The organism is Glutamicibacter sp. B1 (assembly GCF_039602135.1).
Taxonomy (GTDB): domain Bacteria; phylum Actinomycetota; class Actinomycetes; order Actinomycetales; family Micrococcaceae; genus Glutamicibacter; species Glutamicibacter ectropisis.
Genome location: NZ_CP125942.1, coordinates 3,175,451 through 3,200,468, shown reverse-complemented (window position 1 = coordinate 3,200,468; position 25,018 = coordinate 3,175,451). Strand labels below are relative to the sequence as shown.

Below are 25,018 nucleotides of genomic sequence, written 5' to 3'. Positions count from 1 at the left end.
TTCCTGCCGGGTTCCGGGAATCGTGCTAGGGACCGAGTCTGGGATTTGGCGCAAAGACTTGGGGGTCTGCTATCAATCGGGCGGCATACTGCCTAAGGTGGAGATCCAACCCAGGGCGAGGAGGAGAAGCATGGCCAGCAATTCGCAGAGCCGCATCAAGGACGAGGAACTGTATGAGGAGCTGCGCGAGGAAGGCAACTCCAAGCAGAAGTCCGCACGCATCGCCAATGCCGCGGCCCGCGATGGGCGTTCGGCCGTCGGCCAGCGGGGCGGGAAATCCGGCGATTACGAAGACTGGACCGTGCAGGAGCTTCAAGAACGAGCCAAGGAGGTTGGCATCGAAGGCCGATCGAAAATGCGCAAAGCGGAAGTGATCAAGGCACTGCGCAACTCCTGAACCACCCACCGGTCGAAAGGCAGGGACATGGCCGAACGAGACGACGCTGAGCCTGAGGATCGTGAACAGCGTCAAGAGCAAGAAGTCCGCCGCGGAAAGATCAACGACGCCGCGGATCCACCAACAGATGAAGATGAGGACCGCTTTGATGCGGGATAAGCCGAAGAACGCGTGAAAGGAACTGGCATGCAGGAAAATCAGGCAGGGAAGAGCGGCCACCGTCCGGGACTATGGCTTATGGTCGTCGGCGGGCTCCTGGCAGTGGGATTCGCTATTTACGCGGTGCTGGCAGCACCGGACAGCACCTCCGGTCCGCTATGGATCGTGGTGGGCTGGGGCGCACTGGTGTTCCTCTATGGCCTGTACCGGATGATCCGCGGCCGGAGCAGCATCGATCACCGTGCCGGCGGCACGGATGCGAACGGAATGTAGCGCGGCCAGTCGATCGCGGGTTGTTGCCGTAGCCCCACCACGGAAAGGAAGAAGATCATGGGAATCTTGGACAAAGCCAAAGACCTCATCTCCCACGCCACCGACCGGATCAATGACCCGGACAAGGACGTAGTGGAGAAGACCTGGCCGGCGGGCCAGCCCGACGACGAGCATCTGTCCGGTGGCGAGGGCGACTCGGGCACGGACGTCGATAACGGCGACGGGCAGCCTGTCCAGCCGCCGCAGCCCACGCAACCGGTGAACGGTGCCGATCCCGAGCTGGATGATTCGATTGAGGACCAATACGATCCGGGCTTGGACGACGAGCACCTGTAGCCGGGCGCCGGGGCGGACTCCCCGCCCCGGCGACCACCGCATCAGCACGCCAGGCCAACGAAATGGGGAACCGCATGACCTTGAATAATTCGGAATTCGACGAGGTACGCCAGGATCTGGACGTCGATGAGCCGCTCGATGGGCGCGATGGGCAGCCGGTCGAAGGCTCCTCGGATGAACCCTCGGCATTGGACGCCGAGGATCCGCTGCACGGGGCGGAGCAGATCATCGAGGAGAACGACACCGCGGTGCTGGCCACAGACGAGGCGACGGCCGCCGAACCAGCGGAGGGCATCGACCCGGAACAGCCCTGAGGGCAACGGGCCGCCCCGGGCCCAGGGGCCTGCGCCGGCTTCGGGTAGTTCAGCGCGACCGCAGCGGAAAGCCAGTATTGCCAGCAAGCTGACGATGGCGCGTAGCGGGACATCCTGTGCGTTTGGGCCAGATGCTTGAGCTTGCTGGCGCACAGTGCCAGTGTGGACCCAGGAGGGATAGAACATGAGTACCCAGGATGTTCTCGACAAGCAGCAAATCAGCGCGTATCTGAAGGACCTTCCGCACTGGCGCGAAGTGCCCGGAGCCATCTCGGCGGTCTACCAATCCACCACGGCAGCGCAATCCATCGAGCTCTTGAGCGAGATCGCCGGGGCCGCCGAGCTGGATCAGCACCACCCCGACGTGGACTGGCGGTATAACAAGATCTTCGTGACCACGACCTCCCATGATGCCGGCGGCAGGGTCACCACCCGGGATATTGCCTTGGCCGCAAAGATCTCCGAGCGGGCCGAGGCGCTGGGCATCAGTGCGCAGCCGGAGCTCATCGGGGTCGTTGAAATCGCGATCGACACCGCGGACCGGAAAGCCATCGGTGCCCAGTGGGCCGCGGGCCTGGGGTACAAGGAGGCCAGCGATGGCAGCCTGGTGGACCCCAACCATCGCCTGCCCTCCATCTGGTTCCAGGAAACCTCCACGCCGAACCCGAATCGGTTGCACGTGGATTTCTGGGTTCCGCATTCGGCCAGCGGTGCGGTGCTCGATGCCCTGAAGGGCGCTGGGGCGGAACTGGATGGGGAATCCGCCCCGAGCTTCACCGTGGCCACGGACAGCCAGGGCAACCGGTTCTGCGTCTGCACCGAACAGGATCGGTGAGCCGGCCGCCCAGCAGGTGAGTTCAGTGGTTGGCGAAAATCAATCGCAAGGATGATTCAACTTGTCGGTGGATCAAACTAGACTGGCATTTGCCCTTCAATCACCGCGCCCTTAATCCGAAGTGGCCTGGTGCCGGAGAGCCTGATGCCAGCGAGGATTTTTCCACATGCTTCTCAAGCTCATCTTGAAACACTCCAAACCCTATACGGGTTGGATTATTGCCGTAATCATTTTGCAGTTGGCCACCACCATGGCCACGCTTTACCTTCCCAGCCTGAACGCCAAAATCATTGACGTAGGCGTCGTGACTGCCGATGTTAATTACATCTGGCGCACCGGCGGAATCATGCTCATCGTGGCACTCGTGCAGGTGGCCACCGCGGTAGCCGCAGTGTACTTTGGCGCCAAAACCGCCATGAGCGTAGGCCGCGACATCCGCCAATCCGTCTTTGAGAAGGTCTCCACCTTCTCTGCTCAGGACGTCAACAAGTTTGGTGCCGCCACCCTGATCACCCGTGGTACCAACGACGTGCAGCAGATTCAGATGTTGACGTTGATGGCGTTGAACTTCATGATCAACGCTCCGATCATGTCCATTGGTGGTGTGGTCATGGCCATCCGCGAAGACCCGGGACTCTCCTGGCTGGTCTGGGTATCGGTACCACTGGTGCTGATTGTTGTTGGCCTGCTAGTCATCAAGCTGATGCCACTGTTCCGCGAGATGCAGGTACGTATTGATGGCATCAACGGGGTGCTGCGTGAGCAGATCACCGGTATCCGCGTGGTTCGAGCCTTCGTCCGTGAAGAGCATGAAACGCAACGCTACGACGATGCCAACCAGAAGCTGACCAATCTCGGCGTGAAGGTTGGAAATCTGTTTGTGCTGATGTTCCCGGCCATCACGATGATCCTTCACCTTTCCACCGCAGCAGTGCTCTGGTTCGGTGGTCACCGCGTGGATAACAGTCAGGTAGAAGTTGGCGCTTTGACCGCGTTCTTGCAGTACATGCTGCAAATTCTGATGGCAGTCATGATGGGTACCTTCATGGCCATGATGATTCCTCGCGCTATGGTCTCGGCTGACCGTATTTCCGAGGTCTTGGACAGCGAACCATCCATGCAGGATGCACCTGACCGTGAGCTCCAGTTGCCAGAACCTGGCACCGTTGAGTTCAAGGACGTGACCTTTGGATACCCAGGTGCAGAAGCACCAGTGCTCTCCAACATTTCCTTTACTGCAAAGCCAGGGCAGACTACCGCCATTATCGGTTCTACCGGTGCCGGTAAAACGACCTTGCTGAACTTGATCCCACGACTGTACGACGCCACCGAGGGTGAGATTCTCATTGGTGGTGTCCCGCTGAAGGAATTGGGTCGTGAAGCGATCTCGCAGAACATCTCCGCTGTTCCGCAGCGTCCGTACCTGTTCTCTGGAACCATCGAGAGCAACCTGCGTTTTGGTGCTCAGGATGCTGAAGAAGAGGAACTCTGGGAAGCCCTACGCATTGCCCAAGCCGACGGATTTGTCTCCGAACGTGAGGGGCAACTTGAGTCGAAGATTTCTCAGGGTGGTACCAACGTCTCGGGTGGCCAGCGTCAACGTCTGTGCATCGCGCGCGCCTTGGCGGCCAAGCCTAAGACGTACCTCTTTGATGATTCCTTCTCGGCACTCGATGTGAGTACCGATGCCAAATTGCGTGCGGCCTTGGTGGAACCTACCAAGGATGCCGCGGTGATTATCGTGGCACAGCGCGTTTCCACGATTACGGATGCTGATCAGATCTTGGTCTTGGATCACGGTGAGATCGTGGCGCGAGGAACCCATGAAGAACTCTTGGAATCCTCGGAGACCTACCAAGAAATTGTGACATCCCAGCTGAGCGTGGAGGAGGTGGCCTAAGTGGCAAAGAAGCAGAAAAATACACAGCCTGAACAGCTTGATACTGAGCTCGCCGAGATTGACGAGTTTGAAGTTTCTGCCGGTGCAGATGACTGGAGCGGTGGAGCCCCCGCACGTAAGGCTGAGCACTTCTGGCCATCGGCCAAACGCCTCGTTGGACTCATGGCCCCATATAAGTGGGGAATGGTCTTAGTCTTCGCGTTGATCACCGTTTATGTAGTGCTCTCGGTGGTTGCACCGCGCGTTCTGGGTAAGGCCATGGACGTCATTTTTGCTGGCTTGATTGGCAAAAACATCCCAGCCGGCACCCCTGCTGAGGCGGTGATTGAGCAGCTTCGTGCATCGGGTCAGAGTACTCAGGCCGATATGCTCTCTAAGGTGAATTTTGTGCCCGGTCAGGGCATTGATTTCACCCAGCTGTCTCAGTTCATCCTGATTGTGCTCTCGATGTATTTCGTAGCTTCGATCTTCTCGTGGGCTTCAGGATGGTTGCTCAATAGGCTGGTCATGCGCGTGGTATACAACCTGCGTAAGGATGTTGAAACTAAGCTCAACCGCTTGCCACTGAACTACTTTGATACCCGCCAGCGTGGCGATGTGCTCTCGCGCGTCACCAACGACGTGGACAACATCCAAAACGCGTTGCAGCAGGCACTGAGCCAGTTGGTGCAGTCCATCATGACGGTCATCGGAATTGTCATCATGATGTTCGTGGTCTCTTGGCAGATGGCGCTCATCGCGCTGGTAGCCTTGCCACTTTCCGGTGCGGCTGCTGGCATCATCGGTTCAAAGGCGCAGAAGTTGTTCACCGCGCAGTGGAAGAACACCGGTGCGCTGAACGGTCAGATTGAAGAGTCCTTCTCCGGTCACGAGCTGATGAAGGTCTTCGGCCGTGAAGATGACATGGTGGACCGCTTCACTGCCCGCAACGAAGAACTGTACAAGGCAAGCTTCGGTGCGCAGTTCGTTTCCGGCATGATCATGCCAGTGATGAACTTCGTTTCTTACCTTTCCTACGTTGGTATCGCCGTTGTTGGTGGTTTGCGCGTAGCTTCTGGTGCAATGAGCCTTGGCGATGCTACGGCATTCATTCAGTACTCGCGTGAGTTCACCCAGCCTTTGGGGCAGATCGCAGGTGTCGCGAACATGTTGCAGTCTGGTGTGGCTTCGGCAGAGCGTACCTTTGAACTCTTGGATGCTGAAGAGCAGGATCCGGAAGATGCGCAGGCGACTTTGCCTGAGCGTACCGATGGTCATGTGTCATTCCAGAATGTTTCCTTCTCCTACACCTTGGACAAGCCATTGATTGAGGACTTGTCCTTTGACGCGGATCCGGGGCATACCGTGGCTATTGTCGGTCCTACCGGTGCGGGTAAGACCACGCTAGTGAACCTGGTGATGCGCTTCTACGAGCTGAACTCCGGGAAGATCATGGTGGATAACCATGACATCACCCAGCTTTCGCGCGCTGATCTGCGTTCCAAGGTGGGCATGGTGCTTCAGGATGCTTGGCTCTTTGGTGGCACCATCATGGAGAACATTCGCTACGGCCGACTGGATGCTACCGATGAGGAAGTCATCGCCGCAGCCAAGGCAACCTTCGTGGACCGCTTTGTGCGTGCCCTGCCCGATGGCTACGACACCATCATTGATGAAGAAGGTACCAACGTCTCTGCTGGTGAGAAGCAGTTGATCACGATTGCACGTGCGTTTGTGGCCAACCCATCCTTGCTCATTCTTGATGAAGCGACCAGCTCGGTGGATACGCGTACCGAACTGTTGGTCCAGCAAGCGATGGCTGCCTTGCGCAGTGATCGCACGAGCTTCGTGATTGCTCACCGTCTCTCAACGATCCGTGACGCTGACACCATTTTGGTGATGGAAGCCGGAAAGATTGTGGAACAGGGTAACCATGAGCAGTTGCTCAAGACCCAGGGTGCGTACTACCGGTTGTACCAGTCGCAGTTCGCTGGTCCAGCTGAGGATGTGGATGCAAATCCTGATACCGCGGCAGTTCCTTCGGTAACTGCTGGTGCGCCGGTCGTTGCTGACGCAGCGCCTGAGGCTAAGGAAGAAACCGAGTAGCTTCTACTTATCGGTTGGCCCCGACCCAGACAGTTGATTCAACTGCCTGGGTCGGGGCTTTCTCTTTGGTGAATATTTCGAGTCATCGATGGCAAGAGTGCACCGCGAAGGTGATGCAATGGAGTCATGATGCTTCGACAGCTGGAATACCTGATTGCGCTATCACGCGAGCAACACTTTGCTCGCGCAGCCGAGGAATGCGCTGTGTCTCAGCCTGCGCTCTCCGAAGGAATCAGAAAGCTGGAAAAGGAACTCGGAGTGCCATTGGTCCGCCGTGGCCATGCCTTTCAAGGGCTCACCGTCGAGGGGCAGACCGTACTCAAGTGGGCACGGAAACTCGTCAAAGATCACGAGTCACTGAAACAGGAAGTTTCGCATCACGAAGCCGGGCTGACCGGGACCCTTCGGGTAGGCACGGTTCCTGCGGCGTCATCAACTGTCGTGGCACTGACCAATGCTTTCGCCCGAGAACATCCACTGGTGAACATCAAGGTGCAGGCAAGTCTTCATTCGGCCGAGATCGTTCGACAGATCCGCAACTATGAACTTGATGCCGGGCTCATATATGCGCAGCCACAAGATGTGGAAGGGCTGCGGAGTTTCAGATTGTATTCAGAAGAGCATGTGCTTCTTACTTCTCCGCAGATGCAGATCAGCCCGGGACAGAGCTCGTGGACTCAAGCATTGCAGCTTCCCTTGTGTCTTCTTGATTCCTCGCTACGTGGGCGGCAAGTGCTAGATCAAGCGCTGTTGCAGCACGGGCTGAAAGCAAAGCCGCGAATTGAGTGCGACTCGATCGTGACCTTGTTGGCGCATGTTGCCACAGGACGTTGGGCGAGTATCGTCCCGCGCCAATGGCTACCGCCGATTGGAGACCTGCCAGACATCGTGCAGACCCAGCTAGATGACCCGAAGGTTACGTCGGAAATTTCGTTGGTCATGGAAGATGAAGAACCGTTAAGTCTTATGTCTCAAGCGTTAAATCGGCTAATTTTTGAGATTTTTCCTCAAGAATAAATCTCTCTGAATAGTGATGATAACCATGTCCGATGAATCGATTGGTTCTAATTGTTTGATCTGATCAAGTGAAATCCTCGAAGCTAAGTGCAGAAACCCCAACCGCCCCGGCGGTGGATTCCCTGTACCGAGCAAAGAGGAGAGCGTCATGGAACGCATGGTTGACCCGAAGGCTGCACGGTTCTCGTGATGGCCGAACGTTCGCCGTTTTCGTTGAGCCTCTTGCCCTCTCTTCGACACAAGCTACGGCCAAGAACCCATTGGCAACTATTTCTGATCTCGCACAGCCCGGAACTCAGACCGGCACTTCGGGTGGGTTTAGGACTCGGGATTCCAGGCACCGCACTGTTGCTGACGGAGCGCAGCGATCTTCTGGCCTATGCCGTCTTCGGTTCTGTTGTCGGGATGTATGGGCGAGACCCACGCAGATTACAACGGCTTAAAGATCAGCTGCTGGGAGCGGCGCTGATGCTATGCGCCGGAATCTGTGGCATCGCCGTGGCACCACTGGGACTGCACGGATGGACTCTATTGGCCGGCGGCATATTTTGGGCTGTACTGAGTTCAGTCGTGGCAGACCATCACGGGTTGAAACCCGGCGGCGCATTCTTTCCACTCTTTGCCTTTGGCGCATTAGGTACCCTACCGGTGGGTGAAACCCTTGCCCTAGACGGGTTGGTCGCCTTCGTTGCCACGGCACTGTTCAGTATTCTCTTGGGACAAATGGCGCGCTTTGGACCAGCTGCCGAATACGGAATAAAGACCCTGCCGATACCGTGGCCAAATATCGGACGGAGAGCCGTAACCTATCTAGTCGTCATCCTCGTGGCCGGCAGCATTGGTATTTTCCTGCACGCCGAACATCTGCAGTGGACGATGGCAGGAGCAGCCGTTCCGCTGGCTGCAGGTAATGCTCGGGGCCGAATCAAGCGGGGAGCTCATCGAATTGCCGGAACGCTGGCTGGCATCGCCGTGCTATTGGGACTTCAACTTCTGGAGCCCAGTGAACTGGTCATCGGGTGTTGCATCATCTTGCTCATGTTCCCCACCGAGGCCTACATGGTTAGGAACTATGGTCTTGCCCTGAGCTTCTTCACACCATTGATCATTCTCATGCTTCAGTTAGCGAACCCCGTGATTGGCATTCAGATGGTGTGGGACTGCGCCATGGGGAATCTGCTTGGTGTCATCGTCGGGATTGTCGTCGCTGCCATCATTGAGCGGAGGCCAAGACTGCAATACTCCAGTGGAGTCGTTGGATGATCGAGACATCGCCAGAGGCAACCACCTTCTCAAGATAAGGTCTGGTTCGAAGGCGGACTTTCTGACAAGAGAATAATTTGCGAGAAATAACGAAATAATTGATGAAGCCTCTATTCTTCACACCTTCGCGAGACCTAAGCTGGCCGCGAACTCGCATTTTCATCGAGGGAAGGAAGAAAGCATGTCTGATACATCCGTGCCTACTGTTGGCGCAAAACTTTCGGCAGAATTCTTGGGCACATTTGTGCTGGTCTTCGGTGGCTGTGGTTCGGCCATCTTCGCGGCAAAGGTCATTGCCGATGAGTCCGTCAACATGGGGATTGGATTCCTTGGTGTCGCTCTGGCCTTCGGCCTGACGGTACTGATCATGGCCTACGCAGTGGGGCATATTTCTGGAGGTCACTTCAACCCGGCGGTCACCCTGGGCACAGCGTTTGCCGGGCGTACCCCATGGAAGGATGTTGGACCGTACATCGTTACTCAGGTTGTTGCTGCCTCGGTAGCCGGTGCGGTGCTGTTCTGGGTTGCTTCGGGCAAGGATGGATTCAACGCGGTAGATTCTGGCTTCGCTTCCAACGGATATGGTGACCGTTCGCCCGACGGCTATTCGCTGATTGCAGCGTTGGTGGCCGAAATCGTGCTTACGGCAATCTTCCTCTATGTGATTCTGGGATCCACCGATGACCGTGCGCCTAAGGGGTTTGCGCCTTTGGCCATTGGCCTTTCGCTAACCCTGATTCACTTGGTATCGATTCCGATTACCAATACCTCGGTCAACCCAGCTCGCTCCTTGGGCGTTGCCTGGTTTGCAGGACCCGAAGCATTGGGGCAGGTCTGGCTGTTTATCTTGGCGCCAATTATTGGTGCAGCTATTGCGGGAGTGAGCTACAAGGTTCTCTTCCCAGCATTTGTCGACAAGGGGCGCGAAGGTTTCGACCGGAACTAAGCACTGAACCTTGTAGACCCAGATTGTTTGTGTCGGGGCTCGGCGGTGAACACTGATGGCTCGGTGTTCACCGCCGAGCCCCGACGTATGTCTAAGACACATACATCAGGGATAAAGACGGATCCGCGTCTGCTCGCTCACGCCTGAGGCAAATACATAGCTAAGACCATTAGGCTTGTACCATGCAACAATGGCCAGAGCACCCAGTTCAATACATGGCTGTACGGCCTAAGCAACGTGTCTTTAACGCCGGAAAATTCAGCAAAGGTGACCTGTTTACGGTCATCGCCTATGTGGTCTTTTTTATCGGTGGAGCGGCCAGTCTGATCACGCTCATCCCGGGCTACATGACAGCGTTTTCCACGCAAGAGCAGGCACTTTTTGGGATCAACCTCATCCTGTACGTCACGTTCTTCGTTTTGGCGATGATCCAGTGTGGGCCTCAGTTCTTCGACTCCTTTAAAACCATGCGCTACCACCCGTGGGCGAAGTGGCTAATGCTGCCCGGTGGTTGGATCCTGACCATCATGGTCAATGCGTTAATTGCAGGTCTTACCGGTCAAGCGGTGACCAGCGAAAACCAAGCAGCCCTCGAAGGGATGGCAACGACAGTGCCACTTCCTGTGATGCTGGTGGTGACAGCGCTCTTTGGGCCGTTTGTTGAGGAGTATTTCTTCCGTCATCTGCTCATTGGCAAGCTCTCACGCAAACTCAATGTCTGGATATGTCTACCCATTTCCACCGTGCTCTTCGCAGGAATTCACTTCATCGGTGCAGGCATAGGTTCGTGGTTTGAAGTAGTTCCGTACGTCATGCTCGGTATCACGATGGGCCTTGCCTATATTCTCAGTGGCAAGTCGATGGCCTATTCCTACATGTTGCACGTACTGAATAACACCATCGCGCTTCTGGTCGTTTACCTTCTCTACCCACTAATCCCTGCAGGAGTCTAAAGCAGTGCCTTTCGCAGGACATGAACCACAAACCCCTGCCTATCGAGGAATGCTGCTGGCCCTATTTGCCAGCGGTGTTGCCACCTTCTCACAGCTTTATGCCGTGCAGGGGCTCTTGCCGGTGATCGCGAACTACTTCCAGATCACCTCATCGCAGGCGGCGCTGGCAGTTTCTTCAGCAACCTTGGGACTCGCTTTGGCAGTGACTCCGTGGGCTATCATTTCGGACCGAATTGGCCGGCGCAAAGTTATCTGTGCGGCCTTGATTGCCTCAGTCCTCCTCGGATTGCTCAGCACCCAGTCACCGAATTTTGAGTCGCTGGTAGTCATCCGATTCTTTGAAGGCATTGCGCTGGCCGGGGTGCCTGGATCTGCGTTGGCTTTCCTGGTTGACGAGGTCAGCCCGAAAGCTGTTGCAGTAGCCAGTGGCACCTACATTTCGGGAACCACCCTGGGTGGGTTGGCCGGGCGCCTGGTCGCCAGCTTTATCGGGGAACCCGCGGGATGGCGCTGGGGGATCGCGGGGGTAAGCATCATGGCTGGGCTAGCCACGCTGTTTTTTTTGATCAAGGCTCCCACCGCACAAGGGTTCGCGCCCATCAAAGGCCAGAACCTGCGGGCCATCGCGGCAAAGTTTGGACAAGCTTTGCGCGGGAAAATGATGTTGGTTTACGCTCAGGGATTCCTGCTCATGGGTGGTTTTGTCGCGGTCTACAACTACCTCGCCTTCCGGTTAGAAGCCCCGCCGTATCTGATTCCATCCTCGCTGGCAGCCTTGGTGTTCTTGGCCTACCTTTCGGGAACCTATACCTCGGTGGCCAGTGGCAAGGTGGTGGCCAAAATTGGCCGTCGTAATACCCTGCGCCTGAGCATCGCATTTAGCGCCGTAGGCCTGGCGCTCACCCTCGCCGGAAATCTCATCGTGATTGTCATCGGACTACTCATCTTTACCGCAGGCTTCTTCGCAGCCCATGCGGTGGCCAGCGGTTGGGTTCCGGTGCTTGCCTCCGAGGCTCGCGCTCAGGCTTCCAGCCTCTACAACCTGCTGTACTACGTGGGTTCCTCGGTGCTGGGATGGCTGATTGGTATCCCATTTATGCACTATGGCTGGGACAGCGTGGTGCTCTGCGTAGTGGTTCTGCAAGCAGTCGCGATGATCTTGGCATCATTCCTCTCCAAACGCGACCCATCTTTGGGTAAAGCATAAATATTCCCATATGGGAATGTTTTATTTTCTGGGGTTTCAGGTCAGGTGGTCGAATTCTCCAGAAACCCACCGTGCGTAGCGTTCTGCGGAAAACTGCACAATGCGGTGAGCATCAGACCGGATACAAGCAGCGAAATTATTGTAGAGACGATCAAACTCCAGATCCTCCAAGCTACTGGCCATGCGTCGTACCACCCCAGCCGAGAGTGGAATGCGGTTGGGATAGCTGCGAAGAAAAGTCACGTTGCCATCGGCCACCGGGAAGATAGCGTCCCCAGCTAAAAGCACTCCACGCCCATCTGCTCCGGATTCCCAACAAGCAACGGTGCTGCCCGGGAAATGCCCGCCCAATTGCCGCAGCCTCACCCCGGGGAGCACTTCAAAGTCTTCGCTCCACCACGTGATCGCCGCAGAAGAATATTGCACCCATTGGGCATCCTTGTGAGCCACGTAAATAGGAATATCACCGAAGGCTTGGCTGTACTGCTGCTGGACGCCGTACATATGTGGATGGCTCGCCACGATTCCGGCTAACCCGCCACGGGATTCAAGCCAAGTAACGGTCTGTTCGGTGATGAGTCCTGGAACATCAAAGAGTAGGTTGCCTCCGGTGGTCTCAACTACCAACGCACTTTGACCGATGCCGATTTCCGGGGAGGAGAGTGCTGTGAGCCCGGGTTCAAGCTCAGTGAGGGTCAGCTCGTGCCCGGTAGCTACCAAGTCTGGGGTTCTCACCCAACGTTGGGTGCCACCGGGGATATATTGGCGTTCATCCGCGCAGATGGGGCACAGTCCCTGGGGTTGGGGACCTGGTGGAAATTCCACGGCGCATCCGGCGCACTGCCATTGATCGAGGGGAGGAGGGTTCATGGGTACGGTGCTCCTTCTGGCCACGGGTTTGTAGCTTCTAAGGTGGTTTCCAACCTAGCGGCTTTCTCGCCATGGCGGTAGGGGCCTTGATGCGATGCTCCGCATGAGGGCCGTCAACAAATGGTGAAAGAACTCCATGCTTCGTAGAGTAGGGAGGGTGAGTTCCTCTACCCCCACCAATTCTCCGCAGAACATCTCTCGGCAGATCCTCGCCCTCGCAGTTCCAGCACTGGGCGCGCTGATCGCTGAACCGCTCTTCTTGATGGCCGATTCAGCAATCGTCGGTCATTTGGGAGTCGATGAACTGGCAGGTGCTGCCCTAGGAACCACGGTGTTACAAACCGCGGTGGGACTCATGATCTTCTTGGCCTACGCCACCACCCCGGCGGTCGCCCGAGCCATTGGCGCAGGACGGCCAGGACAGGCCATGGCCGCAGGGCGCGATGGTATGTGGTTCGCGGTAGTTCTGGGAATTGTGCTCACCGTGCTCGGCTACCTCGGTGCGCGCCCCTTGGTGCATGCCATGGGATCTGATGGGCTGGCAGCGGACTTTGCCGTGGACTATATCCACTACTCTTTGCCGGGTCTCACCGCCATGTTGCTGGTACTGGCTGCCACCGGTGTATTGCGTGGAATGCAAGATACCAAGACACCCCTGGTGGTTGCCACCGTCGGTTTTGGGCTCAACATCGTCTTGAATTTTGCCCTAGTTTACGGTGCGCATATGTCGGTGGCTGGTGCGGCGTTGGGAACCAGTATTGCCCAATGGCTCATGGCCGCGGTCTACCTGTGGATGTTGTTGCCACGAATCCGCAAGCAGGGCGTATCGCTGGCGCCAAGTTGGTCAGGGTTCATTTCCACCGGCCAGGTCGGATCATGGCTGATGGTTCGTAATCTGACCATGCGTGCTGCCTTGCTGCTCACCGTCGTGGTCGCAACCAACGCTGGAACCCAGACCCTCGCCGCCCACCAGCTGGTATTTACCATCTTCAGCTTCCTAGCCTTTGCTCTTGATGCTCTCGCCATCGCAGCTCAGGCGATGATTGGCCAAGAACTGGGCCGCGGAGATGCGCAACGAGTTCGTGAACTCACCGGAATCATGAGCCGCTGGGGCATCTACTTTGGGGTGGTCACCGGGCTATTGCTCTTGGCTACTTCGTGGGTGTTCCCGATGATCTTCACATCGGACGACCAGATCCGCCAGTTGACCACAGTCGGCCTATGGGTCCTAGCGTTGTCCCAACCATTGTGTGGTCTGGTGTTCGTGCTCGATGGTGTGCTCATCGGTGCCGGGGATGCCCGCTATCTGGGTCTTGCCAGCATTGTGAATCTGGTGGTGTATGCTCCGATGTTGTGGGCTGTCTCGGTCCTGGCTCATGATCCGCGCGCAGCCATCTGGTGGATCTGGGTGGCCTTCGCACTGGGCTTCATGGCTTCACGCGGTGTGACCCTATGGATCCGTGCCCGTGGCACCGGATGGATGCGCCTAGGCCACTAGTTAGGAAGAGGACTGCGAGCTGCGGGCAAAGGTCAGCAACCACAACAAGTAGGCTCCACCGAGGGCACCGGTGACCAGTCCCACCGGGATCTGGAAGGGCGCCAATAATCGTTGGGCCAGTAGGTCTGCGAGGACTAAGACCATCGCGCCCATGGTGGTGGATGCCGCTACGGAGATTCCTGGGGCACCAGATAATTTTCGCGCCAGCTGTGGGGCGGCCAGTGCCAAGAATCCGATGGGACCTGCGGTGGCCACCGCAATGGCTGCTAGAAGAACGCCGACGGCCATTGTTCCCAGGCGGGCGCGTTTCAAATTCACGCCGACACCAAAAGCGGTGTCTTCGCCCAGTTCCATGATGCGTAAAGCCCTTGAAGCAATCAGGGCTGCCGGGATGGCTAAGGCCACCACACAAACCAGTGGAATGATCGGTCCCCATGAAATGGCGTTCAGGCTACCGTATTGCCAAGATTTGGCGGTTTCTGCGTTTTCGATGCTGGCCCGCGAAATCAGATAATCATTGACCGCAGCCAGCATCGCAGCGATAGCGACACCAGCCAGAATGATGCGGTCCCCACTCATGAATCGACGCAGCGCAAAGAGCAAAACTACCGCGGCAGTCACCAGCCCACCGATCAGCGTACCGGCCATAATTGAGGCTGCGCTGTTTGCTCCAGCCAGGAGGATCACCAGCAGGCCACCGGTGGCAGCGCCCGTGGTGAAACCAACAATGTCCGGACTACCCAGAGGGTTGCGTGAGACGCTTTGGAAGATCGACCCGGAGGCGCCCAGTGCCGCGCCGACCAGCAGGGCTGCGATGGCCCGTGGCACGCGTTGATCAAGCACAATGAACTGATCAAGTTGTGACCCGCCACCAAAAAATACCTGCAAAACATTGTCCGCAGAGAGCTGGTAGGTGCCCGTGGCTACAGTGAATCCCGCCACCGCTACAGCACCTAGGAGCAAGAGCAGGGCCACGATACCTGAACGTCGGTGCACCAAGATGGTGGCGCGTCCTACCGTGAGTAGCCAGTAGCCGCGGGGGATGAAGCGAGTAGAAGTGCGCATTACAGAACCCGCTTTCGCAAGAGTAAGCCCAGCAGCACGGGCGCGCCGACAAAGGCGGTGACGATCCCGACTTCCAGTTCACCGGGACGGGCCACAACGCGGCCGAGGATATCAGCGCTGAGTACCAGTAGTGGACCAAAAATTACGGAGAACACTAAGAGCGTGCGCTGGTTGATGCCGATAAGTAGACGCAGTACATGCGGAACCACCAAGCCGACAAAGCCGATGGGTCCGGCGGCCGCCGTTGCACTGCCACACAATAACGTGATGGCTAGTAGCGTCAGCACTCGCACCAGCCCCATTTTGGTTCCCAAGGCTTTGGCCTGTTCATCACCTAGGGCCAGTGAGTTCAGAGCCGGCCCGGTGATAAAGGCAAGGATGAGTCCCAGAAGAACCAGCGGCAAGATTTGTCCCGGAATCTGATCTCCGCGATCGGCCAGAGAGCCAATGACCCAAAAACGGTAGGAATTGAAGGTATCGGTATTAAACATCGTGATAATACCCGTGCAGGCGCCGAGGGTGGCGCCCAGTGCGGTGCCCGCGAGTACCAACCGGGAATGCTCGGTAATGCGCGAGCGTTGCAGGCTGAGTACATACACAAAACACGAGGCAAGCGCTGAACCGAACAGCGCAAACCAGATGTAGCCCGAAGCGCTACTGACCCCAAAGAATGTCAGGGCGAGAACCACACTCAGGCTGGCTCCGGAGTTCACCCCCAAAATGCCGGGGTCTGCCAATGGGTTGCGGGTCAGGGCCTGCATGAGTACCCCCGCCACACCCAGGCTGGCGCCAACCAGGAGAGCCAGGGTGGTGCGGGGAAAACGAAGCTGCCACACGATCAGAGATTCACGCGAATTGTCGTGGGCAAATAAACCATGGAACACCTCGGTGGCACTGAGGTTTTTGGAACCGATAGCCAGGCTGAGTACCACTAGTAGGCACAGCATGAGCAACCCCACACTGGCCACACACGCCATCCTCGCACCTCGCGGAAGACCGGCAGATCCGCGGGTTTTCGCCACTGCAGACCCCTCCGCAGTGGTTAGGTCACGGCTCTTGTCCATAATTTCACTCACTTAGGTAAGTGTAAGCTTAGCTCATGCGTTTTAGAGAACTGCGATCCTTGACCCTCATCGCTTCCTTGGCAGTTGCCGCCCTGACTTTTACTGGCTGTACCGCAGAATCATCGGCTAATTCGACCGATTCCTCCGGATCAGCCCAGCAGGCGGCGGTGAGCTATAACACCCCACGAACCATGCCGGAAGGTAAGGGCAGTGGCGAAGCCGACGGAGTATTCCCACGCACGGTAGTGCACTTTGCCGGACAGACAGAACTGAAAACTGAACCGAAAAAAGTGGTCGTTATTTCCACTGGCCAAGCCGATGCAGTGATGACTCTGGGCATTGTTCCCACCGCATCCACCGCTGCGGAAGGAGCCGGGGCCATTCCGCAGTACCTGGTTGATGCCTTCCCTGATGACGCATCAGAGCTGAAAAACATTACCGATGTGGGAAGCCGAGTTAACCCCGACATTGAGACCATCGCCAACATCAAACCGGATCTGATCATGATGAATGAGGCGGGCAAAGATCCTCAGGCGCTCTACAAAAGCCTGAGCGCAGTGGCGCCTACCGTGGTGACCCAGGGGACCGGCCGCTACTGGAAGCAGGACTTCCTACTCTTGGCTGATGCCCTAGGAAAAACCGAACAGGCCCAAACTTGGCTTGATGAGTACCATGCTGATGCGCAAAGCTTCGGAGCGTCGGTTCAGGGCGAACCGACCATCTCCTTCCTGCGTAAGAGTGAGGATCGCACCAGAGTCTACGGCGTTGCCTCTTTCACCGGATCGGTGGCCGAAGATGCAGGACTCAAGCGACCAGAAACCCAGCAGTTCACTGACGACACCTCGGTAGACATTAGCTCCGAACAGTTGGATCAGGCCGACGGGGACTGGATCTTCTACTCCGTCCAAGGCGGTAATGAAGCAGAATTGACTGACCTCGCATTGTGGCCAACCCTGAGTGCGGTAGCTGACAAACAGACAGTTTCGGTGGATGACGATGCCTTCTACCTCAACGTTGGTCCTACCGCTGCACGTTCGGTACTTAACCAGCTGAAAACAACTCTTTCAAAGTGAAGTCCCGTTTATCGGCACAACAGCTCACCCTGAGCTATCCCAGTGCCACGGCTCCAACGCTGAAAGATGTCAGCGTGCAGATTCGCCCCGGTGCCCTCACAGTCATCATCGGGCCCAATGCCTGCGGTAAGTCGACGCTCTTGCGCTCATTCGGAAGAATTCTGAATCCGGAATCTGGTCAGGTTTCTCTGGATGACACCGCGATACATGCCTTTGGTAGCAAAGAGTATGCGCGTCGCGTCGGGTTGCTGCCGCAGTCGGCAGTGGCCCCGGATGGCATCACCGTCAGTGATCTGGTGGCGCGCGGACGCTATGCCCATCAAGGGTTATTGCGCCAGTGGTCCGAAAAGGATGAAGAGGCGGTGCTCACCGCATTGGAACGCACGGGCACCACACAACTCGCTGACCGCTATGTTGCTGACCTGTCCGGAGGGCAACGGCAACGTGTGTGGATCGCCATGGCGTTGGCGCAGCAAACAGAGATCTTGTTGCTCGATGAGCCGACGACCTTCTTGGACTTGGCTCACCAGCTAGAAGTCCTTGAACTATGCCGGGAACTGACCGATCAGCATGGCACCACCATCGTGGCGGTACTGCATGATCTGAATCAGGCAACACGTTATGCCGATGAAATGATTGCCATGAAAGACGGTGCTGTTCTGGCTCAGGGTGCCCCTGACCAAGTAGTGACCGAAGGGTTGGTGGAACAGGTATTCTCGGTGCGGTCCCGCGTGATCTCTGATCCGGAAACCGGCACCCCGCTGGTGATCCCGTTGGCCAGTGATCGGCTGAGTTCACGCCGTGGCTTAGTTTAGAAATGGTTCAAACTCCTGCCGGAGATGAAGCGAGAAGATCGCTTTGCCTCCGGCAGGAGCTGTATTCTCAACTGTCCGAATCTTCCTCTTTGGTTTATTTCCCTATCTGGTCGCCGTGGGCCGGTCCTGGGAAGAACCCAACGAGTCCAGTTAAAAGTTCCGGGTTCCACCAGGACCAGTCGTGTCCACCGCTCAGAGATTCGAAATCCACGGTGGCAGCGGAGGGCTGCTCCCATAGGTGCCGCAAGAGGCTCAAACATCCATCATGAATATCCGTTTCATAACAGCCAGCTTGAATCTGCACCTTGGTATCGGTGGGAAGCGCGGTGATTTCTTCACAGAGGTTGGTGTGCCACAGCGAGGGCGACTGAGCCAAGGCGTTGCCCACCAGTTGCGGATAATGACAGACCAACAGCAAGGCTGCGAGTCCGCCAAATGAAGCCCCGTTGACCAGAATGTCTTCACGGTGAGGCGAAATTTGGTAATGCTTGCGCGCCCACGGCAGGAATTGTTGTGCGATTGAGGTGGTGGTTCCCTCAAGCACGGGCAGTTCCTCGCTGCGGATATCTACGGTGGTGCTGTCGATGAACAGCACATGTAGTGGTGCCAGCTGACCAGTGGCAATTGCAGCGTCCAAGGAGTCTGCCACCGCAAGGAAGCGTGCATAGGTGGCACCGTCGTGCACAATCGCCAGTGGCGTTGGACCGTTGGCGTTGGCAGGCTCATACATCCACAGATTGCGGGGGCGCTGGCAATTCTCATCAAAAACTTCGTGATGGTGTAGCCGAGGATGCGTCGCCTCAGGCGTGCCTGCGGACTCACCCCAGCCACCGATGGCCGGCCCCACTCGGTGCAGATCCGGGGTAGCGGTGGCTAGATATTCAGGAACCTCGCTGGCCGGAGCATAAGCCAAGGACACCGGGGCACCATTCATGCTGGCGCCCACCAATGGGTTGTGCTCATCGAGTCCGCCGGCATCGGTGGCCAGTCGAATGGGCCGACGTTCAGTTTCGGTACGCCATGCCGGCAGACCTTCACCGCGGTGAGTGGTGATGCGGTAACCGGCACGCCAATCCGCAGAAACGCGCAAGGTCACCGCCCACAATCCATCGGTAACTTGCTCAAATTCGCTAGATTCTAGGTCGCGGTGATCTACCAGCGCATTGGCCGAGAGGATCGCCGCGCTAAATGGGGCCTCATGCTGTTTTTCAACGAGCAGGAAGTGGGCATACACCCATTCAGGATCCGCGGTGGCTTCAAAAACCGGGGTGTGCAGCTCGCCGGCAAGTAGCCCTTGTTTCCAGTCCCGTAACTGATCACTGGAACGGGCGGCAGCTAAATAGCCGAAAGAACGTAACGACCTCGGTGTTGTTTCGGGCTTAGTGTGCATGTTCTTCATGTCCCGGTCGCTCGTAGGTCATTTCATCGGAGACCCGGTCATGGTCCGAGTCGTAGGCGTAGGACACCTCATCAAGACTGCGATGCCAATAACCAATGATCAGGCGATTTTCCTTGGGAATCCCCGCCTTAGCCGCCCACGATCGGGCAAAGCGCACCACCTCGGATTCGGCTGAAACCCACAGGTTCAGTTCTTCTGGGTTGGACAGTTGATAGCTTTCCATCGCTGTGATCAGGTGGCGGGTAGTACCCGCTGGAGCCCCGGCCCGCGATAACCAGGTGATGCGTACCCCTGCCGGGGCATTGAGCTCATGGATTTCTTGGGCATCGGCGACCTCGATAAATACCTCACCCGTCTGGTCGTCTGGCATGTGTTCGAGGGTGTCGCTGATGGCCGGTAGCGCGGTTTCATCTCCTAGCATCAGGGCAGTGCCGCCGGGCTTGAGTACGCGTCCGCCACCACCGAAGGCGCCGAGCTGACTGCCCTGGCTGATCCGCTCCACCCAGGCACTGGCCAGTCCTTCATCGCCATGACGGACAAAGTCGATGGCCATCCGTGAGGCGTCGGCATCCAGCCAGCGGACCGTGTAGGTGCGCACCCGTGAGCGTTGATCACCTACGAAGGCCCAACGACCGGTGGCGGCATCACGTTCTGGGAAGTCGAGGTCTTGCCCGGGACGCGGGAAATAGATCTTGATATTGGGTACCGCTGGTCCATCGGTGGCATAGCTTCGTACGCCCTCACCGTGGAAGATGACGCGGCGCATGCGCGGGGTATAGTCGAGGATTTCTTCGACAATCAATCGATGAGCACTCACGGTGATCACTCCTTAGTTGTAGGACAGTCTTAGTTATTAGCGCCGTGCCGGGGTCCGGGTGAGCAAGAACAATAGGTAGAGGCCACCACCAAGTGCCGTGGCCATACCGATGGGCATTTGCCACTGCATGGGTAGCTGTTGCAAGGCCACATCGCAGCCAAGTAGCAGTACCGCACCGGTCAGCGCTGCCGGCACGATAGGCACATTGCGTGAACCAATCAGTTGACGAATAATCGCGCCCGAGGCCAGCGCAACGAAAGCTACCGGGCCGGCCGCTGCGGTGGCCGCCGCACTGAGGCAGACTGCCGTAAAAATCGTCACCCGGCGTACCGTTTCGGCCCCGACGCCGAGGGCACGGGCGGCATCATCGCCCATTTCCAACAGGGTCATTCCGGTGGAATGCCATAACAGCACCGGGAGTAGGAAGACCAAGGCCAATAAGACCAGGAGAGCATCGGTCCAACTGCGTCCGCCCAAGGATCCGGTCAGCCAGAGGTTCGCCTGGGCTGCCAGATCCGCGTCCCCCTTGGCCAGTAACAGGGTATTGGCTGCGGAGAGCATGGCGGCAACACCAATGCCGATGATCACCAGACGTTGACCTCCGGTGCGCGCCCCTGCATAGGACAAGAAATAGACCAATGCAGCGGTGAGTAATCCGCACACCATGGCTGCCGCGGCGGTGGCCAGTGCCCCGGCATTAAACACGACGATCTGGGCCACGGCTCCGGTGGCGGCCCCGGTGGTGAAGCCGATGATATCTGGGCTTCCCAGCGGGTTGCGGGCAATGGATTGGAAGCTCGCTCCGGCAGCCCCCAGGGCTGCGCCCACGCCGATCGCGGTGAGCACGCGCGGTGCACGGATGGATCCGATGACCAGTTGGTCTCGTTGACTTCCGTTGCCACTTAGGGCGCTGAGTACTTCGGCCGGGGAGAGCCTAATGGTTCCGGTGCCCAAGGCCAGGATCGCAAAGACGCTGAGGAGCACCACGAGGGTGATCAGCACCGTGCGCCGGCGCAGGGCCGTGTAGTGGGTTTTGGCCATTAGCTACCTGCCTTGAGCATGCGCCGAGCTAGCAAGATAAACAGTGGTGCACCGATCAGTGCGCTCATCGCTCCGGCACCGACCTCGTCGGGAATGACGACTACTCGGCCAAGGATGTCGGCAATGAGTAGAGCTAAGGCTCCTAAAGCCATGGACAGCGGAAGCAGGCGCTGGTGTCCCGCGCCTACCAGCATGCGTGCGGCATGCGGCGCAGCGAGGCCGATGAAACTAATCGGGCCGGCCGCAGCGGTGGCGGCTCCGGGAAGTAAAACGATGCCAAGCAATCCAAGAATCCAAGCGCGTTGTGAGTTGATCCCGAGCGCCTTGGCGGAGTCCTCGCCTAGGGCCAGTGCATCGAGGGTGCGTGACATGCCCAGGGCCAAAACGGAGCCAACGAGGATCACGACCAGCGTGGTGGGTAAGACATCGTAGCCTCGGCCTTGCAGTGAGCCGGTGGCCCAGGAAGCATACTTGCTTTGGTTCTGAGAGGTTCCACCAATAATCAAAATGGTGGTGGCTGCTGCGAGCATGACCGACAATCCGGCACCGGCTAACACCATGCGGGAGAGGTCATTGCCGCGGGTACTGCGTTGGCCGAGGATGAACACGGCAATGCTGCTGGCCCCAGCCCCTGCAAAGGCGAAGAGCATCAAGACCGCTGGCTGGATCACCCCGAAGGTAATCGCCAGGGCCACCGCAAAGGCGGCACCTGAGTTCACGCCGAGCAGACCGGGTTCGGCCAGCGGGTTACGTGTCAAAGATTGCATCAGAGCTCCGGCCAAACCTAGGCCGGCGCCGACCAAGATGGCCAAGAAGGTACGCGGAATACGTAGTTCATGCACCAGCAGGTGTTCGGTATTGGAAGGATCAAAGTCGGTGATGGCGCGCAGGGTTTCCGGCAAGGAAATGGAGGCCGAGCCAACAGCGAAGGAGCAGAACATCAGCAGACAGAGCATGACCAAGGCCGCCGCCCACCACAGCAGTGGTGAACGGCGTCTGGTTGAAGTGCGAGTTTGGAACACGAGGCCTTACTTCGACAGGGAAGGGAAGTCGTTCTCGAAGTAGTCCAAGATCTGGCTGGATGAGTAGTAATCCAGACGAAACGAGTTGGCTAGCGGGAAGACGTTCTTGCTCTTGACCGAAGGCAGGTTGGCCAGCGTTGGATCTTCGAGGAAAGTCTTGGCGGTTTCATCGGTGGCTGCAATCAGGAAGGTTGCGTCCCCGGTCGCCGACTTGGCCAGACCTTCATAGGAGGTGAAGACAAAGTCATCACGCTTCTGTGGGTTGGTGCTGTACTCTTCCGGTGGTTCGACAACGTCAAAGCCCAGCGACGTGATTAGTCGCGAGTGCGGCCCGGTGGTTTTACCTACTGGTGAGGCTGAACCCTTGTTGTAGGAAACGATGGAGGCGGTAGTGCCGGCTGGAATCGCGAGCTTTTCCTTGACCTGCGCTGCACGCTCATCAAATTCTGCGATGATCTTTTCCGCTTCGGCCTCGTGGCCGGTGGCTTCAGCCAACTGGCGGGTCAATTCTGGCCAGTCTTTATCGGAGTAGTTCACCACGATGGTGGGTGCGATTTCCTTGAGCTGGTCGTAGTGGTCCATCACCGAGTCAGCGCCGGAGGTGGAGACCACGATCAGATCTGGGTCCTGGGCGATGATCGATTCCAGATCAAAGTTGCCAATCTTATACAGTGGCTGCACGTCGGCTGCGGTGGCTGCCTCGCTCCACTGAGTGAAGAATCCGTTGGAGTCAGCCTCTGGGCCTGGGGTAGTGATGGTGGTGGCCGCGACCGGTGCGTCGATGGCGAGCAAGGATCCGGTGGTGGACATTGCGGTGTTCACGATGCGCTTGGGCTGTTCCTCGATGGTTACAGAGCCCTTTTCATCGGTGATGGTGCGTGGCCACTGGCCCTGCTGGGCGTCGGAGGACTCAGCTTGGCTGGTTTCCGATGTGGCGGAGCTGCTGGCGGTGCAGGCCCCGAGGCCTAACACGAGGGCCGCGGCCACGGTGGTCGAAGCAATCGTACGAAGGTTAATACGCACCTGGATTCTCTCCTTGGTGGTGGCTTGCCTGAGGCTGCGCGGGGCAGAATCCTGGGGCAAGACGAGCGAGCAATAACGAGATAGAAGACTATCCTTAGCCACTTAGGGTACCCATACATCAAAGATCGCTGGAAAGCCCGAAACGGGTTAATAAGTCCTAGAAAATCCGTGAATGTCAGGTATCGAGCAACAAAGACAATTTGTCGTTAATAGATATTTCTCTGACCGAAACTCGTTGACTGTCGTATAGATCCAGGTCGGTAGCCGCGTGAGGTGAGGAAAGCGCGGGAGAAGTTTGGAACGTGCTCATAACCTACCCAACGAGCCACTGAAGGCAGTGAAAAACCAGCACGGAGCATGCCCTCTGCGCGCTGCAACCGATAGTCGGTCCACCAAGCAGTGAGAGTTTGGCCAGTGGATGCGCGCCATGAACGCTGCAGACTCCGTAGGCTCAAACCGTGCTCTGCTGCTAAGTCGCTCAGGGTACTTTTTCCGGCCGTATCCGCCATTAATCGTCGCGCGATGGTGTTCAGGCTCGGCTCCTGAGGCCAACGCAGTCCGGGGTAGTGGGTGGCTTGTTCCAAGAGACGAAAGACATCGCTGCGATCAAAGTGCGGTGGGCGCAGCGCGGTGATGTGGGCAATGGCCCATCGCAGTAATTCAGGTTCAGAATCGGTTGGCAGTCGTATCGGTAAGCGCAGATCCGTTCGTTGCTCACTGGGGTCCAGCCGCATGCTCAGTGGGAAGAAGAGTGCACCGGAATCGATGTCCAGACGTACCGAATAGCCATCTGGGATGACCAGTAATTCGCCAGCTTCCAAACGCTGGGTATGGATCTGAGATTCATCGGCTGAAGGTGGCATCACGCTCACCGAGCCGCGTCCTTGGTAGGCCCATAGGGCATATCGGTGCTGTGGAAAACGCATCCAGCGCGTAGACAGGGCGGGAACCGGTTGCCAATGGCCCTCGTGTGCAGCCGGAGAACGAGAGGTGCGGCAGCTTTCACGAAACTGCCTAAAGGTCATGGAATATTCACGGGTGATCTGTCTGCGTAGGGTTCGCTCTGTAGTTCCCGCCGCGTCGGCCACGGCGCTCAGAGTCTTCGTCGTGTTGGGATTTTGCCCGAGGAATCTGCGAGCCCGTTCCAATGCCGGGTGTTGCGCCGGTGGCAGGGATGCTGATGGCGTCTGGTGAATGTCAACAATGAAATGCGTCAGATGCTCCACCACTCGCGCCGTGGGTAGTTGTCCTCGGTGTAAAGGGGAGAGAGTGAGAAGCATGAGGTAGAACATCCAGCCGGTTTGGCCCGGCGGCACTTCAATGCGCAGTAACTCGCCAATGCCCGGCCCGCTATGGCGTGCCGGGATGAGGATGGCCAAGGCTAAGCTGTCTGCTGCGTGCTCCACCATGTGGGCTGTGCGCTGAGGAATCCACAGAGCCTGGCCCGGGTGTAATTCGATGACCTCATTTTCAAAATGTACGCGCGCGGTGCCTTGATGGACCCAGACCACGATGGTGTAGTTCAGATTGCATTTCCATGCGACCTGCACGTCAGCATTTAGCGTGGGGTAGGCCAACTCCTGTTGGTGTACCAGCGGACTAGTGGTCTGACTTAACAGGTCAGCAGTTGGGTTCTGGGCACTCAC

General features: G+C 57.6%; 25 protein-coding genes. 16 read left to right on the top strand and 9 right to left on the bottom strand.

All coding sequences use genetic code 11. The annotated features are described in order from the left end of the window. Nucleotides 1–130: 130 nt before the first annotated feature. The 13 genes from QMQ05_RS15030 to QMQ05_RS14970 all read left to right on the top strand — a co-directional run bounded on the left by QMQ05_RS15030 (nt 131) and on the right by QMQ05_RS14970 (nt 11,685). Nucleotides 131–397, top strand: a complete 267-nt coding sequence (locus QMQ05_RS15030) for a DUF7218 family protein (RefSeq protein WP_058255734.1) — start codon at nt 131–133, stop codon at nt 395–397. Between the two features lie 27 nt (nt 398–424). Continuing rightward, on the top strand, nt 425–556 hold the full coding sequence (locus QMQ05_RS15025) for a hypothetical protein (protein ID WP_256123557.1): 132 nt from the start codon (nt 425–427) through the stop codon (nt 554–556). Between the two features lie 12 nt (nt 557–568). Then, nucleotides 569–829 carry a hypothetical protein gene (locus tag QMQ05_RS15020; RefSeq protein WP_141686315.1) on the top strand — a complete coding sequence of 87 codons (261 nt, stop codon included), beginning with the start codon at nt 569–571 and terminating at the stop codon, nt 827–829. Between the two features lie 57 nt (nt 830–886). Next, nucleotides 887–1,165 (top strand): hypothetical protein, encoded by a 279-nt coding sequence (locus QMQ05_RS15015; RefSeq protein ID WP_345471321.1) that lies wholly within the window; start codon nt 887–889, stop codon nt 1,163–1,165. A 74-nt stretch (nt 1,166–1,239) separates the two neighbouring features. Then, complete coding sequence (locus QMQ05_RS15010) at nt 1,240–1,479, top strand: hypothetical protein (protein ID WP_345471319.1); 240 nt, start codon at nt 1,240–1,242, stop codon at nt 1,477–1,479. 184 nt (nt 1,480–1,663) lie between these two features. Then, on the top strand, nt 1,664–2,314 hold the full coding sequence (locus QMQ05_RS15005; RefSeq protein ID WP_345471317.1) for a 4a-hydroxytetrahydrobiopterin dehydratase: 651 nt from the start codon (nt 1,664–1,666) through the stop codon (nt 2,312–2,314). 166 nt (nt 2,315–2,480) lie between these two features. Beyond that, nucleotides 2,481–4,214: an ABC transporter ATP-binding protein gene (locus tag QMQ05_RS15000; RefSeq protein WP_345471315.1), complete on the top strand. Its 1,734-nt coding sequence runs from the start codon at nt 2,481–2,483 to the stop codon at nt 4,212–4,214. Then, the gene (locus QMQ05_RS14995) at nt 4,215–6,299 is read left to right on the top strand and encodes an ABC transporter ATP-binding protein (protein ID WP_434063155.1); all 2,085 of its coding nucleotides are present in this window, start codon (nt 4,215–4,217) and stop codon (nt 6,297–6,299) included. 126 nt (nt 6,300–6,425) lie between these two features. Beyond that, nucleotides 6,426–7,316, top strand: a complete 891-nt coding sequence (locus QMQ05_RS14990) for a LysR family transcriptional regulator (protein WP_345471314.1) — start codon at nt 6,426–6,428, stop codon at nt 7,314–7,316. A gap of 312 nt (nt 7,317–7,628) precedes the next feature. Continuing rightward, complete coding sequence (locus QMQ05_RS14985; RefSeq protein WP_345471313.1) at nt 7,629–8,579, top strand: FUSC family protein; 951 nt, start codon at nt 7,629–7,631, stop codon at nt 8,577–8,579. Between the two features lie 181 nt (nt 8,580–8,760). Then, nucleotides 8,761–9,525 (top strand): aquaporin Z, encoded by a 765-nt coding sequence (gene aqpZ, locus QMQ05_RS14980; protein WP_334122393.1) that lies wholly within the window; start codon nt 8,761–8,763, stop codon nt 9,523–9,525. A gap of 182 nt (nt 9,526–9,707) precedes the next feature. Continuing rightward, a complete protein-coding gene (locus tag QMQ05_RS14975) occupies nt 9,708–10,478 on the top strand; it encodes a CPBP family intramembrane glutamic endopeptidase (protein ID WP_334122394.1) in 771 nt (256 codons plus the stop codon). Nucleotides 10,479–10,482: 4 nt separating this feature from the next. Further along, nucleotides 10,483–11,685 carry an MFS transporter gene (locus QMQ05_RS14970; protein WP_345471311.1) on the top strand — a complete coding sequence of 401 codons (1,203 nt, stop codon included), beginning with the start codon at nt 10,483–10,485 and terminating at the stop codon, nt 11,683–11,685. Between the two features lie 36 nt (nt 11,686–11,721). On the opposite strand, the gene QMQ05_RS14965 is transcribed toward QMQ05_RS14970, so the two are convergent. Beyond that, entirely contained in the window at nt 11,722–12,555 is an 834-nt protein-coding gene (locus QMQ05_RS14965; RefSeq protein ID WP_345471309.1) for an MBL fold metallo-hydrolase, read from the bottom strand. Nucleotides 12,556–12,691: 136 nt separating this feature from the next. Here QMQ05_RS14965 and QMQ05_RS14960 point away from each other — a divergent pair, with 136 nt between their 5' ends. Continuing rightward, the gene (locus QMQ05_RS14960; protein WP_345471308.1) at nt 12,692–14,053 is read left to right on the top strand and encodes an MATE family efflux transporter; all 1,362 of its coding nucleotides are present in this window, start codon (nt 12,692–12,694) and stop codon (nt 14,051–14,053) included. Here the strand turns inward: QMQ05_RS14960 and QMQ05_RS14955 are convergent, their stop codons facing one another. Together QMQ05_RS14955 and QMQ05_RS14950 are read right to left on the bottom strand one after the other, a co-directional pair. Then, nucleotides 14,054–15,118 (bottom strand): FecCD family ABC transporter permease, encoded by a 1,065-nt coding sequence (locus QMQ05_RS14955; RefSeq protein WP_345471306.1) that lies wholly within the window; start codon nt 15,116–15,118, stop codon nt 14,054–14,056. Then, complete coding sequence (locus QMQ05_RS14950; RefSeq protein ID WP_434063202.1) at nt 15,118–16,095, bottom strand: FecCD family ABC transporter permease; 978 nt, start codon at nt 16,093–16,095, stop codon at nt 15,118–15,120. Before QMQ05_RS14950 ends, QMQ05_RS14955 begins: the two co-directional genes overlap by 1 nt. Before the next feature lie 122 nt (nt 16,096–16,217). On the opposite strand from QMQ05_RS14950, the gene QMQ05_RS14945 reads away from it, so the two are divergent. After that, nucleotides 16,218–17,255, top strand: coding sequence for an iron-siderophore ABC transporter substrate-binding protein (locus tag QMQ05_RS14945; RefSeq protein ID WP_345471302.1), 1,038 nt, complete (start codon nt 16,218–16,220; stop codon nt 17,253–17,255). Further along, nucleotides 17,252–18,070: an ABC transporter ATP-binding protein gene (locus QMQ05_RS14940; protein ID WP_434063154.1), complete on the top strand. Its 819-nt coding sequence runs from the start codon at nt 17,252–17,254 to the stop codon at nt 18,068–18,070. The genes QMQ05_RS14945 and QMQ05_RS14940 overlap by 4 nt, the downstream gene beginning before the upstream one ends. Before the next feature lie 94 nt (nt 18,071–18,164). Here QMQ05_RS14940 and QMQ05_RS14935 read toward each other — a convergent pair whose 3' ends face one another. From QMQ05_RS14935 to QMQ05_RS14910, 6 genes are all read right to left on the bottom strand, one after another. After that, complete coding sequence (locus QMQ05_RS14935) at nt 18,165–19,469, bottom strand: alpha/beta hydrolase-fold protein (RefSeq protein ID WP_345471300.1); 1,305 nt, start codon at nt 19,467–19,469, stop codon at nt 18,165–18,167. Next, entirely contained in the window at nt 19,450–20,286 is an 837-nt protein-coding gene (locus QMQ05_RS14930) for a siderophore-interacting protein (protein ID WP_345471298.1), read from the bottom strand. Before QMQ05_RS14930 ends, QMQ05_RS14935 begins: the two co-directional genes overlap by 20 nt. A gap of 36 nt (nt 20,287–20,322) precedes the next feature. After that, nucleotides 20,323–21,327, bottom strand: a complete 1,005-nt coding sequence (locus QMQ05_RS14925; RefSeq protein ID WP_334122403.1) for a FecCD family ABC transporter permease — start codon at nt 21,325–21,327, stop codon at nt 20,323–20,325. Further along, complete coding sequence (locus QMQ05_RS14920) at nt 21,327–22,349, bottom strand: FecCD family ABC transporter permease (protein ID WP_345471295.1); 1,023 nt, start codon at nt 22,347–22,349, stop codon at nt 21,327–21,329. Before QMQ05_RS14920 ends, QMQ05_RS14925 begins: the two co-directional genes overlap by 1 nt. A 6-nt stretch (nt 22,350–22,355) precedes the next feature. Continuing rightward, nucleotides 22,356–23,474, bottom strand: a complete 1,119-nt coding sequence (gene fepB / locus QMQ05_RS14915; protein WP_345471293.1) for a Fe2+-enterobactin ABC transporter substrate-binding protein — start codon at nt 23,472–23,474, stop codon at nt 22,356–22,358. A gap of 104 nt (nt 23,475–23,578) precedes the next feature. Beyond that, nucleotides 23,579–25,018 carry a helix-turn-helix domain-containing protein gene (locus QMQ05_RS14910; RefSeq protein WP_345471291.1) on the bottom strand — a complete coding sequence of 480 codons (1,440 nt, stop codon included), beginning with the start codon at nt 25,016–25,018 and terminating at the stop codon, nt 23,579–23,581.